At 73.6% G+C, this 14,417-nt stretch carries 14 protein-coding genes; 7 read left to right on the forward strand and 7 right to left on the reverse strand.

The features are described 5' to 3' along the window. Positions 1-239: 239 nt before the first annotated feature. The gene (locus AB0G56_RS02410; protein ID WP_360962386.1) at positions 240-950 is read right to left on the reverse strand and encodes a VIT family protein; all 711 of its coding nucleotides are present in this window, start codon (positions 948-950) and stop codon (positions 240-242) included. Between the two features lie 309 nt (positions 951-1,259). Here AB0G56_RS02410 and AB0G56_RS02415 point away from each other — a divergent pair, with 309 nt between their 5' ends. The 4 genes from AB0G56_RS02415 to AB0G56_RS02430 all read left to right on the forward strand — a co-directional run bounded on the left by AB0G56_RS02415 (position 1,260) and on the right by AB0G56_RS02430 (position 4,464). After that, a complete protein-coding gene (locus AB0G56_RS02415) occupies positions 1,260-2,246 on the forward strand; it encodes a DEDDh family exonuclease (RefSeq protein WP_360962389.1) in 987 nt (328 codons plus the stop codon). A 301-nt stretch (positions 2,247-2,547) separates the two neighbouring features. Continuing rightward, positions 2,548-2,781 carry a hypothetical protein gene (locus tag AB0G56_RS02420; RefSeq protein WP_360962392.1) on the forward strand — a complete coding sequence of 78 codons (234 nt, stop codon included), beginning with the start codon at positions 2,548-2,550 and terminating at the stop codon, positions 2,779-2,781. 49 nt (positions 2,782-2,830) lie between these two features. Further along, on the forward strand, positions 2,831-3,658 hold the full coding sequence (locus tag AB0G56_RS02425; RefSeq protein ID WP_360962395.1) for an SURF1 family protein: 828 nt from the start codon (positions 2,831-2,833) through the stop codon (positions 3,656-3,658). A gap of 50 nt (positions 3,659-3,708) precedes the next feature. Further along, entirely contained in the window at positions 3,709-4,464 is a 756-nt protein-coding gene (locus AB0G56_RS02430) for an SDR family oxidoreductase (protein WP_360962398.1), read from the forward strand. Between the two features lie 137 nt (positions 4,465-4,601). Here AB0G56_RS02430 and AB0G56_RS02435 read toward each other — a convergent pair whose 3' ends face one another. From AB0G56_RS02435 to abc-f, 3 genes are all read right to left on the reverse strand, one after another. After that, positions 4,602-5,438: an enoyl-CoA hydratase/isomerase family protein gene (locus AB0G56_RS02435; RefSeq protein ID WP_360962401.1), complete on the reverse strand. Its 837-nt coding sequence runs from the start codon at positions 5,436-5,438 to the stop codon at positions 4,602-4,604. A gap of 175 nt (positions 5,439-5,613) precedes the next feature. Continuing rightward, entirely contained in the window at positions 5,614-5,835 is a 222-nt protein-coding gene (locus AB0G56_RS02440; RefSeq protein WP_018567695.1) for a helix-turn-helix domain-containing protein, read from the reverse strand. A gap of 373 nt (positions 5,836-6,208) precedes the next feature. Next, positions 6,209-7,807 (reverse strand): ribosomal protection-like ABC-F family protein, encoded by a 1,599-nt coding sequence (abc-f, locus tag AB0G56_RS02445; RefSeq protein WP_360962404.1) that lies wholly within the window; start codon positions 7,805-7,807, stop codon positions 6,209-6,211. Between the two features lie 233 nt (positions 7,808-8,040). On the opposite strand from abc-f, the gene AB0G56_RS02450 reads away from it, so the two are divergent. After that, the gene (locus AB0G56_RS02450; RefSeq protein ID WP_360962407.1) at positions 8,041-8,454 is read left to right on the forward strand and encodes a VOC family protein; all 414 of its coding nucleotides are present in this window, start codon (positions 8,041-8,043) and stop codon (positions 8,452-8,454) included. Between the two features lie 49 nt (positions 8,455-8,503). Here AB0G56_RS02450 and AB0G56_RS02455 read toward each other — a convergent pair whose 3' ends face one another. The 3 genes from AB0G56_RS02455 to AB0G56_RS02465 all read right to left on the reverse strand — a co-directional run bounded on the left by AB0G56_RS02455 (position 8,504) and on the right by AB0G56_RS02465 (position 12,465). Then, positions 8,504-9,967, reverse strand: coding sequence for a hypothetical protein (locus AB0G56_RS02455; protein ID WP_360962410.1), 1,464 nt, complete (start codon positions 9,965-9,967; stop codon positions 8,504-8,506). 432 nt (positions 9,968-10,399) lie between these two features. Then, the gene (locus AB0G56_RS02460) at positions 10,400-11,527 is read right to left on the reverse strand and encodes an alpha/beta fold hydrolase (RefSeq protein ID WP_360962412.1); all 1,128 of its coding nucleotides are present in this window, start codon (positions 11,525-11,527) and stop codon (positions 10,400-10,402) included. Positions 11,528-11,634: 107 nt separating this feature from the next. Beyond that, positions 11,635-12,465, reverse strand: coding sequence for a class II aldolase/adducin family protein (locus AB0G56_RS02465; protein ID WP_360962415.1), 831 nt, complete (start codon positions 12,463-12,465; stop codon positions 11,635-11,637). 166 nt (positions 12,466-12,631) lie between these two features. Here AB0G56_RS02465 and AB0G56_RS02470 point away from each other — a divergent pair, with 166 nt between their 5' ends. Both AB0G56_RS02470 and AB0G56_RS02475 read left to right on the forward strand, forming a co-directional pair. After that, positions 12,632-13,933, forward strand: a complete 1,302-nt coding sequence (locus AB0G56_RS02470) for an inorganic phosphate transporter (protein ID WP_360962418.1) — start codon at positions 12,632-12,634, stop codon at positions 13,931-13,933. 48 nt (positions 13,934-13,981) lie between these two features. Beyond that, entirely contained in the window at positions 13,982-14,203 is a 222-nt protein-coding gene (locus tag AB0G56_RS02475; protein ID WP_360962421.1) for a hypothetical protein, read from the forward strand. The last annotated feature ends 214 nt before the right edge of the window (positions 14,204-14,417 follow it).

Consider the following 14,417-nt stretch of genomic DNA (forward strand, 5'->3'; position numbering starts at 1 on the left):
TCACGCCCCGACAGGGGCGGGGCCGCTGTCACGCCCCGACGGGGGCAGGGCCGGTGTCACGCCCCGGCAGGGGCAGGGCCGATGTCACGCCCCGGCAGGGGCAGGGCCGATGTCGGACGGGTCATGGCCGGTGTCACGCCCCGACGGAGGCTGGGCCGATGTCACGCCCCGACGGGGGGCAGGGCCGGTGTCACGCCCCGGCAGGGGCAGGGCCGATGTCGGACGGGTCATGGCCGGTGTCACGCACCGACCTTGCCCAGCAGCGCACCCGCCACGTAGGTCACCGCCATGGCCAGTGCTCCGCCGGCCATGTTGCGCAGCACCGCCCGGCCGGGTCGCGCCGCCCCGAGCCGCGCGCTGCTGAAGCCCGTGAGGACGAGGGCGGCCAGCACGGACAGCACGGTGACCGCCAGCCGCCAGGGGGCGGGCGGCAGCACGATCGCCAGCAGCGGGAGCAACGCGCCCACCGTGAACGCGAGGAAGCTCGCCCAGGCCGCGTGCCAGGGGTTGGTCAGCTCGTCGGGGTCGATGCCCAGCTCCACGCGCGCGTGCGCCCTGAGCGCGTCCCGCGCGGTGAGCTGTTCGGCCGCCTCCCGGGCCACTTCGCGCGAGAGCCCCCGCTCCTGGAGCAGTTCGGTCAGCTCGCGCAGCTCGGCCTCCGGCTGCTCGCGCAACTCGCGCTTCTCCAGCGCCAGCGCGGCCCGCTCCGAGTCCCGCTGGGTGGACACCGACACGTACTCCCCCGCGGCCATCGACATCGATCCGGCCAGCAGACCGGCGAGCCCCGCGGTGAGCAGCGCCGAGCGGGAGTCCGTCGCGCCGGCCACGCCGACGACGAGGCCGGCGGTGGAGACGATTCCGTCGTTCGCCCCGAGGACTGCGGCCCGCAGCCAGTTGAGACGGGAGCCGAGGGCTCCGCCATGTGCCTCGTCGTGCGTGGGTTCGGTCACAGCAGGGAGGATCGCACGGCCGCGGCCCCGGGAACGGTCACGCCCCCCGCCCGTGCGGGTGAAGCGGCCGCGCGGAGCCGGGGGTTGCCCACGGACGCTCCGGTGCGCCGGACCCGTACGCGCTCGGCAACACGCGCCTCGGCGCGAACTCCGGCCCGCGCACGCCGCCTTGCACCCACGCGCGCGGGGCGGCACCCCTGACGGTGGACGCGGGGGCCCTGGCCCGCGGACGGCGCGGAGAACCGCGGAGGGTTGCGGAGGGCACCTGCGGGACCGGGCTGTCAGTCGTGGCCCGTATCCTCAGGGACCATGCTGGAAGACCGCACCCTCGCAGGGCCCTCCCCCACACCGTGGCCGACCGCGTATCCGCAGGGATACGCGGTCGTTGACGTGGAGACCACCGGCCTGGCCCGGGACGACCGCATCATCTCCGCGGCGGTCTACCGGCTGGACGCGCGCGGCGAGGTCGAGGACCACTGGTACACGCTGGTCAACCCGGAGCGCGATCCGGGGCCGGTCTGGATCCACGGGCTGACGAGCGAGGTACTCGAAGGCGCGCCGCTCTTCGCCGACATCGCCGAGGAGTTCGCAGCCCGGCTGGCGGGCCGGGTGCTCGTGGCGCACAACGCGGTCTTCGACTGGCAGATGATCGCCCGCGAGTACGCGCGCGCGAAGAGCGAGGCGCCGGTGCGGCAGCGGCTGTGCACCATCGCGCTCTCCAAGGAGCTGGGGCTGCCGCTGCCCAACCACAAGCTGGAGTCGCTGGCGGCGCACTTCGGCGTGGTGCAGCAGCGCGCGCACCACGCGCTGGACGACGCGCGGGTCCTGGCGGAGGCGTTCCGGCCGAGCCTGCTGGCCGCGGCGGCGGGCGGCGTCAGGCTGCCGCTGCTGGAGTGCCTGCCGCTGACGGAGTGGTCGGACCGGCCGGTGCCCCGGCAGCAGTCGGGCGGCTACGGCGGCTACCGGGCGGCGAGTTGGCGCCCGTCCCGCAAAAGGCCCGCATGCCCCTATCCCAACCCCGGACGCTACGAAGCGGGCAAACGCCTCAAACAGGGCATGCGGGTCGCCTTCTCGGGCGACACCTCCGTCGAGCGGGAGCTGCTGGAGGACCGGGCGACGGAGGCCGGACTGCATGTCGCCACCAGCCTGTCCCGGCTGACCAGCCTGCTCGTCACCAACGACCCGGACTCGGGGACGTCGAAGGCGGCCAAGGCGCGCCAGTTCGGCACGCCGGTGGTGGACGAGGCGGCGTTCGGACAGCTCCTGAGGGACGTGGAGCCCGCGGACGGCGACTGACGGCGGCGTCCGGCACCGGCGCGGAGGGCACGCCGCGCCCCTGGCGTCGCGCAGCGGCCGTGGGGGCGTGCCGCGTCCGCGAGGGGCGCGCGGCGGGCGGCGGGCGGCGGGCGGCGGGCGGCGGGCGAAGGGCGGCGGGCGAAGGGCGGCGGGCGGCGGGCGGCGGGCGGCGGGCGGCGGGCGAAGGGGCGTACCACTCATGAGGGGGCGTCCCGCGCACGAGGGGGCGTACGGGTGATTGGCGGACGACTCGCCCGCTGCCCGCTCGCCCGCGCGGCGGTCACGGCTCACCCTGTGGCGCATGGCGAGATGTGAAGTATGCGGCAATGACTACGGTATGACCTTCGAAGTGCACGCCCAGGGCGCGGTGCACGTCTTCGACTGCTTCGCCTGCGCGATCCACCGCATGGCACCGATCTGCGAGCACTGCCGTGTGCAGGTCATCGGCCAGGGCGTGGAGGTCGACGGCCACTGGTACTGCGGCGGCCACTGCGCCCGCGCGGAGGGGAGGGTCGGAATCGTCGACAGTGTCTGAGGGCACCCCTGCCGGAATCGCCCGGTGGCCCGGAAGGTACCGTCGTGGGGTGTACCGCTTCCTGTTGACCCGCCAGTGGGTGATCCTGACGATCATCGCGATCGCACTGATCCCGACGATGATCTGGCTGGGCTTCTGGCAGTTGCACCGTCACGATCACCGGCAGGCGCTGAACAAGGTGATCGCCGCTTCGCAGGCGGCGAAGCCGGTGCCCGTCGAGACGCTGACCTCGGTCGGCGGCTCGGTCGCGCACGAGGACATCTACCGCACGGTGACGGCGAAAGGGCACTTCGACGCGGCGCACGAACTGGTCGTGCGCCGGCGCACGAGTGCCGACGACAAGGTCGGCTACCACGTCCTGACCCCGTTCGTCCTGGACGACGGCAAGGTGCTCCTCGTCAACCGCGGCTGGATCCCCTCACCCGACTCGCAGACCGCCTTCCCGCGGATCCCGGCCCCCGCCCAGGGCGAACTCACGATCACCGGCCGGCTGATGCAGAACCAGACGACGGCGGCCAGCGGCATCAAGAACGTGAAGGGACTGCCGGACCGCCAGATCATGCTGATCGACAGCGAGCAGGTGGGCACACTGCTGCGTGACTCGGGCGACGCCTCGGCCAAGGCGGTGCTCGGCGGCTACGCCGACCTGCTCACCCCGGCGCCCAAGAGCGGCAGCCCCGAGCTGATCCCCGCGCCCCAGGGGGACACCAGCTGGATCGGCAACGCGGACGTCAACCTGCCGTACGCCGTCCAGTGGTGGCTGTTCGCGGCGTGCATCCCGGTGGGCTGGCTGATCCTGGCCCGGCGCGAGCTGCGGGACCGGACAGGCACGGCCAGGGAAGCCGTGCGGGAGGAATCGGAACCCGCCGCGGTGTAGCCGAGGTCCCGGCCCTCGCCCTGTTCGAGGCCAGCGGGCAGGATAGGGCCATGGATCTTGGACTGAAGGACCGGGTGTACGTCGTCACCGGGGCCACCCGCGGGCTGGGCCACGCCGCCGCACGTGAGCTGGTCGCGGACGGGGCGAAGGTGGTCGTCACCGGACGCGACGAGAAGCGGACCGCCGACGCGGCGGCCGAGCTGGGCCCGAACGCCGTCGGCGTGGCCGTGGCCAACGCGGACCCCGAGGCCGCCGCACAGCTGATCGCCGCCGCGCGCGAGCACTTCGGCGGCTTCGACGGCGTTCTCGTCAGCGTCGGCGGTCCGCCGCCGGGCTTCGTCGCGGACAACACGGACGAGCAGTGGCAGGCGGCGTTCGAGTCGGTGTTCCTGGGCGCGGTGCGGCTGGCCCGGGCAGCGGCGGCGGAGCTGGAGGAGGGCGGTGTCATCGCCTTCGTGCTCTCCGGTTCGGTGCACGAGCCGATCGCCGGGCTGACCATCTCCAACGGTCTGCGGCCCGGTCTCGCGGGGTTCGCCAAGTCCCTCGCGGACGAGCTGGGCCCGCGCGGCATCCGGGTCGTCGGCCTGCTGCCCGCCCGGATCGACACGGACCGCGTGCGCGAGCTGGACGGTCTGTCGGCGGACCCGGCGGCGACGCGGGCCGCGAACGAGTCCCGCATCCCGCTGCGCAGGTACGGCACCCCGGAGGAGTTCGGGCGTGCGGCGGCCTTCCTCCTCTCCCCGGCCGCGTCCTACCTGACGGGCGTCATGCTGCCCGTGGACGGTGGTTTCCGGCACGGCTTCTGACCCGGCAGGCGCCCGCCCGGCCGCCTGCCCGCCGTCGCCCTCGTGACCACGGCAGGCACAGCGGCCACGGCGGCCACGACGGGCTGTCGGCCGGGCGGCGGCGGAGACGCCGACGGGTGCCGCGGGTGCCGGGTGGGCTATTCGCCGAGGCCGGCCAGGTCCCGCAGGCGGCGGGCCTGGGCCTGCCGTTCGGCGGCGCGCTGCTCCTCGTACGAGCGCCCCTGGGCGCCCTGGAGCAGGGCCTTGGTCTCGATGACCGCGCTACGGGGCGCGGCGAGGACCGCCGAGGCGAGGTCGGCCGCGGCGGCGTCCAGCTCGTCCCGGGGCACGGCGAGGTTGGCCAGCCCGGTGGCGACCGCCTCCCCGGCGGTGACGAAGCGGCCCGTGGCGCAGATCTCCAGCGCGCGGCCGTAGCCGACCAGGCCCACCAGCGGGTGCGTGCCGGTGAGGTCGGGTACCAGGCCGAGGCTGGTCTCGCGCATGGCGAACTGCACGTCGTCCGCGACGACGCGCAGGTCACAGGCGAGCGCCAGCTGGAAGCCGGCGCCGATGGCGTGGCCCTGCACGGCGGCCACGGACACGACGTCACCGCGCCGCCACCAGGTGAACGCCTCCTGGTACTCGGCGATGGCCGCGTCCAGCTCGGCGTCGCCGCCGCGTGCCAGGTCGAGGAAGGACGGCTCGCCGTCGAAGCCTTCGGGCGTGAACGCCTGCCGGTCGAGCCCGGCGGAGAACGACTTCCCCTCGGCGCGCAGCAGCACGACGCGGACGGAGCCCGGCAGCAGCCGACCGGCCTCGGTGAGCGCCCGCCACAGAGCGGGGCTCTGCGCGTTGCGCTTGGCCGGGTTGGTCAGCGTCACCGTGGCGACCGCGCCGTCCACGGTGAGCCGTACGCCGTCCTTGGCGAGAACTGTGTCGAGTACTGATGTGTCGAGTACCGGTTCGAGGTTGTGCTCGTTTCCGGGCGAAGCCATGGTGCGCCTCCGGTGGGTGCGGTCAGCCTGGACGCCGTACTTTCGCACTGCTGTACCGCTGCACTGCTGTACGAAGGCGTACGGGAATCCGTAAGTGACTGCACAGTAACCACCCGGCCGACCGGTCAGCCGACCGGGTGGCCACCATCGAAGCCGATGGACCGCCCGCGGTCGGTCAGGCCGATGCGGCCTTCTTGCCCCGGGTCGCGCCGCCACGCCCACGGAGCGTGACGCCCGACTCGCTGAGCATCCGGTGCACGAAGCCATACGAGCGGCCGGTTTCCTCGGCCAACGCCCGAATGCTCGCACCGGCGTCGTACTTCTTCTTCAGGTCTGCCGCGAGCTTGTCGCGCGCGGCGCCGGTCACCCGGCTGCCCTTCTTCAGAGTCTCGGCCACCCGTGCCTCCTCATGGGAAGTGCGCTCTGGTCCCCTCATGATCACCCCTCCGGGGCCTCATGGCCACCCATTCGGCAAGGTCCGTGAGACAGGGTTGTGACGACAGGAGCGCGTCCCCACATGCGGAATCTCGAATTCCGCGCCCTGTCGTCCGTACGGCCGAACGGGTTGTTCCGCGAAGTGCCAGGTCAGGGACGCACGACGGCCGAGCCCTTGGTGCATAAGGGCTCGGCCGGAAAAACCGGGGAGGACACACCCCGATACGAGGAGATCTCACGCAGATGATGGATCACCGATGGGCCGAATGATCCATACGCCGTCGACCGGGCTCCCGGTCGCGGCCCCGACCTCGGTGGCAGAGCCTCGGCCGGGGTCAGGCGAGGGCGACGAGGTCCGCGTAGCCCGCGCCCCACAGGTCCTCGACGCCGTCGGGCAGCAGGATGATGCGCTCCGGCTGCAGCGCCTCGACCGCGCCCTCGTCGTGCGTGACGAGGACGACGGCGCCCTTGTAGGTGCGCAGCGCACCGAGGATCTCCTCGCGGCTGGCCGGGTCGAGGTTGTTGGTGGGCTCGTCGAGCAGCAGGACGTTGGCGGACGACACGACCAGGGTGGCCAGTGCCAGCCGGGTCTTCTCGCCGCCGGAGAGGACGCCGGCCGGCTTGTCGACGTCGTCGCCGGAGAACAGGAAGGAGCCGAGCACCTTGCGGACCTCGACGAGGTCCATGTCGGGGGCCGCCGAACGCATGTTCTCCAGGACGGTGCGGCCCGGGTCCAGGGTCTCGTGCTCCTGCGCGTAGTAGCCGAGCTTGAGGCCGTGCCCGGGGACGACCTGGCCGGTGTCGGGCTCCTCCACGCCGCCGAGCAGACGCAGCAGGGTGGTCTTGCCCGCGCCGTTGAGGCCGAGGATGACGACCCGGGAGCCCTTGTCGATGGCCAGGTCGACGTCGGTGAAGATCTCCAGCGAGCCGTACGACTTCGACAGGCCCTCGGCCATCAGCGGGGTCTTGCCGCAGGGCGAGGGCTCGGGGAAGCGGAGCCGGGCGACCTTGTCCTCCCGGCGGACCTCCTCCAGGCCGGACAGCAGCTTCTCGGCACGGCGGGCCATGTTCTGCGCGGCGACGGTCTTGGTGGCCTTGGCGCGCATCTTGTCGGCCTGGGAGTTGAGCGCGGCGGCCTTCTTCTCGGCGTTGGCACGCTCGCGCTTGCGGCGCTTCTCGTCGGCCTCGCGCTGCTGCTGGTACAGCTTCCAGCCCATGTTGTACACGTCGATCTGGGAGCGGTTGGCGTCCAGGTAGAACACCTTGTTGACGACCGTCTCGACCAGGTCGACGTCGTGGGAGATCACGATGAAGCCGCCGCGGTAGCTCTTCAGGTAGTCGCGCAGCCAGATGATCGAGTCCGCGTCGAGGTGGTTGGTCGGCTCGTCGAGCAGCAGCGTGTCGGCGTCGGAGAAGAGGATCCGCGCCAGCTCGATCCGGCGGCGCTGACCGCCGGAGAGGGTGTGCAGGGGCTGGCCGAGCACCCGGTCGGGCAGGTTGAGCGCGGCAGCGATCGTGGCGGCCTCGGCCTCGGCGGCGTAGCCGCCCTTGGTGAGGAACTCCGTCTCCTGGCGCTCGTACTGCTTCATCGCCTTGTCGCGGGTGGAGCCCTTGCCGGTGGCGATGCGCTGCTCGTTCTCCCGCATCTTGCGGATCAGGACGTCCAGGCCGCGGGCGGAGAGGACGCGGTCGCGGGCGAGCACGTCGAGGTCGCCGGTGCGGGGGTCCTGCGGGAGGTAGCCGACCTCACCGGAACGGGTGATGGTGCCCGCGGCGGGGATGCCCTCGCCCGCGAGGCACTTGGTGAGCGTCGTCTTGCCCGCGCCGTTGCGGCCGACGAGCCCGATGCGGTCGCCCTTGGCGACGCGGAAGGTGGCGTTCTCGATGAGGATGCGGGCACCGGCGCGCAGCTCGATGCCGGAAGCGGAGATCACGGACAGACTCCAGGGCAGGTCGGGGCGGGTTTGGGCGGCTGAGGACGTTCCCGCCGTCTAATGCGCGAGGAGAATGGCCATGGGAAACAGTCTAACGGGGGTGTGCAAGCAGTTTTCCCGGGTGTTTGCGAGGGGGCGCGACGCTCGCGCCGGGGCATTGTCGGTGGCCGGTGCCAGACTGGTCGGCGCACCGGACTTCCCGGGCGAGCACGAGTCACGAGGGAGTGATCGGCATGGCAGACACGGCCGGCGGACGCCCGAGCATCTACCCGACGCTGCTGTACGCGGACGCGAAGGCCGCCGTCGAGCAGCTCACCGAGGCCTTCGGTTTCACCGAGCTGTCCGTGTACGAGGGCGAGGACGGCCTCGTGCACCACGCCGAGCTGGTGCAGGGCAACGGCGCGGTGATGCTCGGTTCCAAGGGGCACGGCGGCCGCTTCGACGAGGCGATGCGCGGCTGCGGGCCGGTGGGGGTCTACGTCGTGGTGGACGACGTGGACGGCCACCACCAGCGGGCGGTGGACCACGGCGCGGAGATCCTGATGCCCCCGACGGACCAGGAGTACGGCTCCCGGGACTACATGGCCCGGGACGCCGAGGGCAACGTCTGGAGCTTCGGCACGTACGCGCCGCGGACGGAGGGCTGAGCCCCCGGGCCGGAGGGCTGCCGGCACGCGGGTGCCGCCTCCGTCGGCGCTAGCTGCCGCCGGTGTGCACCTGGAAGGCGGCCCTGCGGACGGCCTTGGCGAGGGCGGGGTCGGGGTGCGCGGCGGCGAGGGCGACCAGCACCTGCACGGTGCGGGGGTGCCCCACCGAGCGCACCTCGTCCAGCAGGGCGGGGACGGTTGGCTGCAGCGCCGACTCCAGGTGCCGCACCAGCATCGGGGACTCACCGTGATCGGCGACGGCGGCGGCGGTGTCCACCCACAGCCACGTGGCCTCCTCCCGGGTGAGGACCTCGTGGGCGTCCTCCGGGTCGACGCCGTCGTGCTCGGCCAGCCACAGCAGGGCGTACGGGCGCAGGGCGGGCTCGTCCAGCACGGCCCGCACCTCGGGCTCGGCAGGGGCGCCGACCACCCGCAGCGCCTCGAAGGCGAGGCCGCGCAGCAGGGCGTCCTCGCCGCGGGCGGCGCCGAGCAGCTCGGTGATGGCGCTGCCCACGGGGCGTGCGGCGAGCCAGGCCCGGTACTCGGCGCGGGCCGCGTTGGGGCGCAGCTGGGCGCAGCCGCGCAGCATGTCCTCGGCCGCCTGCTCGATGTTGCCGGCGGGGCTCTGGGCGGCGACGCAGATCTGCTCCAGCTTGACCCAGACCGCCCAGCTGCCCAGCGGGGTGAGCGTGGCCTGCCCGTCGCCGTAGGTGAGCGCGCCGACGGAGGCGAGGGCCCCCAGCGCCCAGTCGAGCAGCGGGGCGAGGGGGGCCGGCGGGGCGGACCGCGCGGCCTCGGACGGCGCGGTGTGCGGCGGGGTCCCGGCCCCGGTGTCCGGCGCGGAGGTCAGGGGCCGGGCGGGTTCGAGGTGCGGGTCGTAGGGGACCTCGCAACGTTCGGTGCGCAGCTCGGTGACGCGCTGTTCCAGGAGGTCGAGGAGCTGCGCGACGGGGACGGGGCCCGCGGAGAGCTGGAGGAAGGAGAGCACCTGCGGCATGGCCGAGACGACCTCGGCGACCGCGGCGGCTTCGTGCCCGTCGGGTTCCGGGCAGGCGAGCGACCAGGCGTCGAAGAGGGCGACCCAGCCGCGCAGCACCGCGCTGTCGTCGCGGTCCCAGGCCCGCAGCCGCCAGCCGGGGCGGGCGTTGCCGCCGTGCACCTCGATGAGTCCGGCGAGGCGGGCGGTGTCCCACTCGGCGCGGACCTGAGCGGAGGTCAGGCCCAGGTCGTCCGCCGCCTGTCGGGCGGTGCCGGCGGAGAGGGTGGCCTTGCCGTCGGCGGTCGCGCCGGCCCGGCCGGGCCCGAGGGCGGCGTCGGCCCAGCGGGCGACGCGGGCCGCCCCGGCCAGGCCGGAGCGCGCCATTCTGGCCAGCTCCGCGGGTGCCGGGGTGCCCTCCGGGGGGCGCGGGGCGGGGCGGCGCGAGCGCCGCTGGTTCACGGCTCGGGGGGCGGCGGCCAGGGGTCGCGGGCGGACGAGTCGAAGCCTGGAGTCGCGCGGGATACGGGACGTCACGGGTGCAGTCTTCCGGTTGACGGTCCGAAAACCCAAACGGAATGTCACGGCGGGCAATGGAGAAGGCCAAGGCAGGCGCCCGGAAGGGCGTCGGCACCCGGGGGAACAGGCCGTCCCCGCGAGCAGAACCGGAACCTTCGGCACGGCCCTCGCGGCAGGGTGGCGGCGGGGGCCTGAGGACGTCCGGTCGGCCTGGGCCGCCGCGGGCGTGCGGGACGGTCGGGGCGCCCGACGCGCCCGGGGACCGACGGTGCCGGAGCGGCCGGGGGCGGCAACCGGGCGCCCTCGTCAGGGCGACGCCTCCGGACGCCGCAGGGCGCCGTCGGCGGCCGCCTCCGGCCCGGGGCCCGGTAGGAGTCGGGGCGGCGTCGGCCCGCCGTGCTCCCACCCGGTGCCCCGGCGGAGGGCCGGGGCTTCCCGGCCCTCCGGGGTTCACATCAAGGGGGTCAGGAAGCGGCGCAGGGCTTCCTCGTAGCCCTTGGGGTCGGCGTTCCACATGGCGCCGTGGGGGGCCTCGCGGACCGTGTGGAGGGCGATGAGGTTGGGGCGGCGCTCGGCCAGGCGGCGGGAGAAGCGCCAGGGCGCCACCTCGTCGCCCGGCCCGTGGAAGATCAGCGTGGGGGCGGTGAGCCGCGCCGGGTCGGTGGTGTCGGCGAGCCGGTCGGCGTACAGGCCCGTGCGTCCCTGGGCGGCGCGCACCGCGAGCGGCAGCAGGGGGCCCGGGGTGTGCCGTGCCCTGGCCAGGGCACGCAGGGTCGCCTCCCAGTCGAGCACGGGCGAGTCCATGATCAGCCCGGAGACGCGGTCGCGCAGCTCCGAGTGGAGGGCCGCGCGCAGCGCCATCGTGGCGCCGATGGACCAGCCGTGCAGGACGACGCGCTGGGCGCCGTGGTCGACGGCATAGCGGATCGCGGCGTCCAGGTCGCGCCACTCGGTCTCGCCGAGGTGGTTCAGGCCGTCCGCCGGGCGGGGGGCGCCGAGGTCGCCGCGGTAGGTGACGTCCAGCACCGGGAAGTGTCTGCGGTGCAGGAACTTCATGATGTTCAGGGGGTGTTCGCGGGTGGCGCCCAGGCCGTGCACGGTGATCACCCAGGTCTCGCGGACGCCGGGCACGAACCAGGCGGGCAGCGGGCCGAGTTCGCCGGGTACGTCGATGTCGGCGTGGTCGAGGCCGAGGGCGGAGCCGGGGTCGCCGACGTACAGGTTGGGCGTCAGCCAGACCCGGTCGCGGGGGTGCAGCAGCCCGTGGGTGACGCGTTCCAGGCGGCGTACGACGGTGTCCGGCAGGTGCGGGGCGCCTTGCAGGACGGGACCGACGACGGCGTGGGAGCCGTCGCCGGCCAGGCCGTAGGTGCCCGGGCGCAGCGAGGCCAGGTCCCGGGTGAGGGTGATCTGCCCGGCGGCCGTGCCGTGCACGGTGAGCCGGGGCTCGGTGGGCAGGGGCCGGCCAGGAGGTGCCTTGAGCGCGGCGTCGCTGGCGAGCCGGCCGGCGGCGACGCTCGCCGCGCCGGCCGCCAGGGCCGCGGTGACGGCCGCGGCCGTCGCTTTGACTGTGCGCACGGGTCCAGTGTCCTGGCGTACCGGGTCACCGGCCAGCGGAAGGAACGGTCGGGGTGACATGCCCGTGCGAGTTCCAGAAACGGCGGCCTTCATCCCTGCCGCGGTCGTCAGGCTTCCGGCCGGAGCTCCGGCCGGCCGTATCCGCGCAGCCGTTCCTCCGCCCGTGCCAGCTCTTCCGGGGAGAGCAGGGAGGGGGTCAGGCCGGGGACCGAGGAGGCGGTCAGCCACAGGCGGCACATCCACTCCAGCTGGGCGGTGCGGTCGTACGCCTGGTCGAGGGTGGCGCCGTGGGTGAGGGTGCCGTGGTTCCGCAGCAGGCAGCCGGAGCGGTCGGCGAGGGCGCGCAGCACGTGCGCGGCCAGTTCCTCGGTGCCGTAGGTCGCGTAGGGGGCCACGCGCACCGGGCCGCCGAGGGCGCCGGCCATGTAGTGGATCAGCGGCAGTTCGGGGACGAGCGTGGAGACGGCCGTGGCGTGCACGGCGTGGGTGTGGACGACTGCGCCTGCGGAGGTGGAGCGGTGGACGGCGAGGTGCATGGGCAGCTCGCTGGTCGGCAGCAGGGTGCCGAGCACCTGCCGGCCGTCGAGGCCGACGCCGGTCACGTCGTCCGGCGTGAGCCGGTCGTACGGGACGCCCGACGGCGTGACCAGGACGGTGTCCCCCACTCGCACGGACACGTTGCCGGAGGTGCCGACGACCAGTCCGTCCGCCACGGTGCGGCGGGCGGTGGCCACCAGGTCGCGCCACGCGCGGCGCTCGTCTTCCCGGGGCTCGCGTGGCGCTCGGGGCTCGTGTGACTCCTGGCGCTCAGGGGGCTCATGGGACCACTCGGAGGGCTCACGGGACCCGCGTGACCCCTGCGGCCCGCGCACCGCCTGTGCTTCCCGCGGCTCCCGCGCGTCCCTCGTGTTTCCTGTGTCCCGCTGCTGTTCGGCCATGCGGCGATCCTGCCAGCCGTCTGCCGGAGCGCCGGGCCGCCCGGCCCGCGGACGGGAGGGAAGCCAGGAGAACCGGACACCGCCGCGACCGTCCCAGTTCATCTTCCGTTCACCCGGGTTACCTACGTTCGACGAGCCAATGACGCTCGAACGATTGCCTGGGTAAATGGAAAGCTTCTCGCTGATCCTCGCGATTGTGGTGGTTACCGCACTCGCGTTCGATTTCACGAACGGTTTCCACGACACCGCCAACGCGATGGCCACCACCATCTCCACCGGCGCACTCAAGCCCAAGGTCGCGGTGGCCATGTCCGCCGTGCTCAACCTGGTGGGCGCGTTCCTCTCCGTCGAGGTCGCCAACACGATCTCCAAGGGTCTCGTCGACGAGACCGGCATCCGCCCCGAGGTCATCTTCGCCGCACTGGTCGGAGCGATCCTCTGGAATCTGCTGACCTGGCTGGTCGGACTCCCGTCCAGCTCCTCCCACGCCCTCCTGGGCGGTCTGATCGGCGCCACCATCGCCTCGGCCGGCGTCGGCGCCGTGCACGGCGACGTCCTGATCACCAAGGTCATGCTCCCGGCGGTCGCCGCCCCCGTCGTGGCGGGCGTCGCCGCGGTGGCCGCGACCCGGCTGTCGTACACGATCGGCCGGAAGACGGAGGGCAAGGCGGCCGAGAAGGGCCACCGGGTCGGACAGATCGCCTCTGCCGGGCTCGTCTCGCTGGCGCACGGCACCAACGACGCGCAGAAGACGATGGGCATCATCACCCTCGCCCTGATCGCCGGCGGCGCCATCGCCCCCGGCTCCAACCCTCCCACCTGGGTCATCCTCTCCGCGGGCCTCGCCATCGCGCTGGGCACCTACATCGGCGGCTGGCGCATCATCCGCACCATGGGCACCGGCCTGACCGACCTCCAGCCGCAGCAGGGCTTCGCCGCCCAGACCAGTGCGGCGGCGGCCATCCTGGCCTCCTCCCACCTGGGCTTCTCGCTCTCCACCACCCATGTGGTGTCGGGCTCGGTGATGGGCGCGGGCCTCGGCCGCAAGGGCGGCGTGGTCCGCTGGTCCACCGCGGGCCGCATGGCCGTCGCCTGGGTGCTCACCCTGCCGGCCGCGGCGGTGGTCGGCGCGGGCGCGGAGGCCGTCACCGGCCTCGGTGACTGGGGCACCGCGCTCGTCGCCGTGTTCCTGGTGGCCGCGAGCGCAGCGATCTGGAAGATCTCCCGCCGCCAGGTCGTCGACCACACGAACGTCGCCCCGGCCACGCCCGCCACGGGCGCGACCGCGGCCGAGGAGCCGGCCGGTGTGGTGACCCAGGCGATCGCCGCCGTCTCCCCGCCTCCGGCGGCACCTGTGCCGGACGGCCTGACGGCCACCATCCCCGCTCCGGCGTCCGCGCTCGGCGCGGTGCCGGCGCCTCCCGCGAGCCCGGCGACGGCGGCGTCCCCGCCCGCCGCGGCGGTCTGACGCCCGCCCCTCCACCCGGTTATCGAGCATCGAGAAAGCAGCTTCGACATGAAGATCGACTGGGCAGCCCTCGGCTCCGTCTTCGGCGTCAGCCTCGTGGTCACCGTCGGCCTGGTGGCCCTGTTCACCCTCGGCATCGCGGGCCTGTCCCGCCGGGAGGCGGCGTCGACCCGCGGCGATTCGGCCGCGGCCGCGACCGCCGGCGCGTATGCGTGTTTCGCCCTGTGTGCGGCAGCCGTCGCCTACGGAATCTCCCTGATTCTGGGCTGACAACGATTCTGGGCTGACGAGAGGAAACGCCCTGGCCACAGGGGGCGCGTGGTCACGCCTCGCACCTTCTGCACCAACCCCCGTAAGCCCTTCTGGGGCGCTTACGGGGGTTTTTGCCGCATTCGGCTCGCCTTCGGGAGCTCAACCGAGAGGCGTCTTCCTCGCTTCACCGCGCGGAAAGAGGCCGAAAGCAGCCGTTTCAAGTCACTGACCG

The organism is Streptomyces sp. NPDC021356 (assembly GCF_040641015.1).
Classification (GTDB): Bacteria; Actinomycetota; Actinomycetes; order Streptomycetales; family Streptomycetaceae; genus Streptomyces.

Bases quoted from the DNA above. Each gene is read 5' to 3' on its own strand.
- AB0G56_RS02415 (WP_360962389.1), top strand. From the start codon at position 1,260: ATGCTGGAAGACCGCACCCTCGCAGGGCCCTCCCCCACACCGTGGCCG.
- AB0G56_RS02420 (WP_360962392.1), top strand. From the start codon at position 2,548: ATGGCGAGATGTGAAGTATGCGGCAATGACTACGGTATGACCTTCGAA.
- AB0G56_RS02430 (WP_360962398.1), top strand. From the start codon at position 3,709: ATGGATCTTGGACTGAAGGACCGGGTGTACGTCGTCACCGGGGCCACC.
- AB0G56_RS02435 (WP_360962401.1), bottom strand. From the start codon at position 5,438: ATGGCTTCGCCCGGAAACGAGCACAACCTCGAACCGGTACTCGACACA.
- AB0G56_RS02450 (WP_360962407.1), top strand. From the start codon at position 8,041: ATGGCAGACACGGCCGGCGGACGCCCGAGCATCTACCCGACGCTGCTG.
- AB0G56_RS02465 (WP_360962415.1), bottom strand. From the start codon at position 12,465: ATGGCCGAACAGCAGCGGGACACAGGAAACACGAGGGACGCGCGGGAG.
- AB0G56_RS02470 (WP_360962418.1), top strand. From the start codon at position 12,632: ATGGAAAGCTTCTCGCTGATCCTCGCGATTGTGGTGGTTACCGCACTC.
- AB0G56_RS02475 (WP_360962421.1), top strand. From the start codon at position 13,982: ATGAAGATCGACTGGGCAGCCCTCGGCTCCGTCTTCGGCGTCAGCCTC.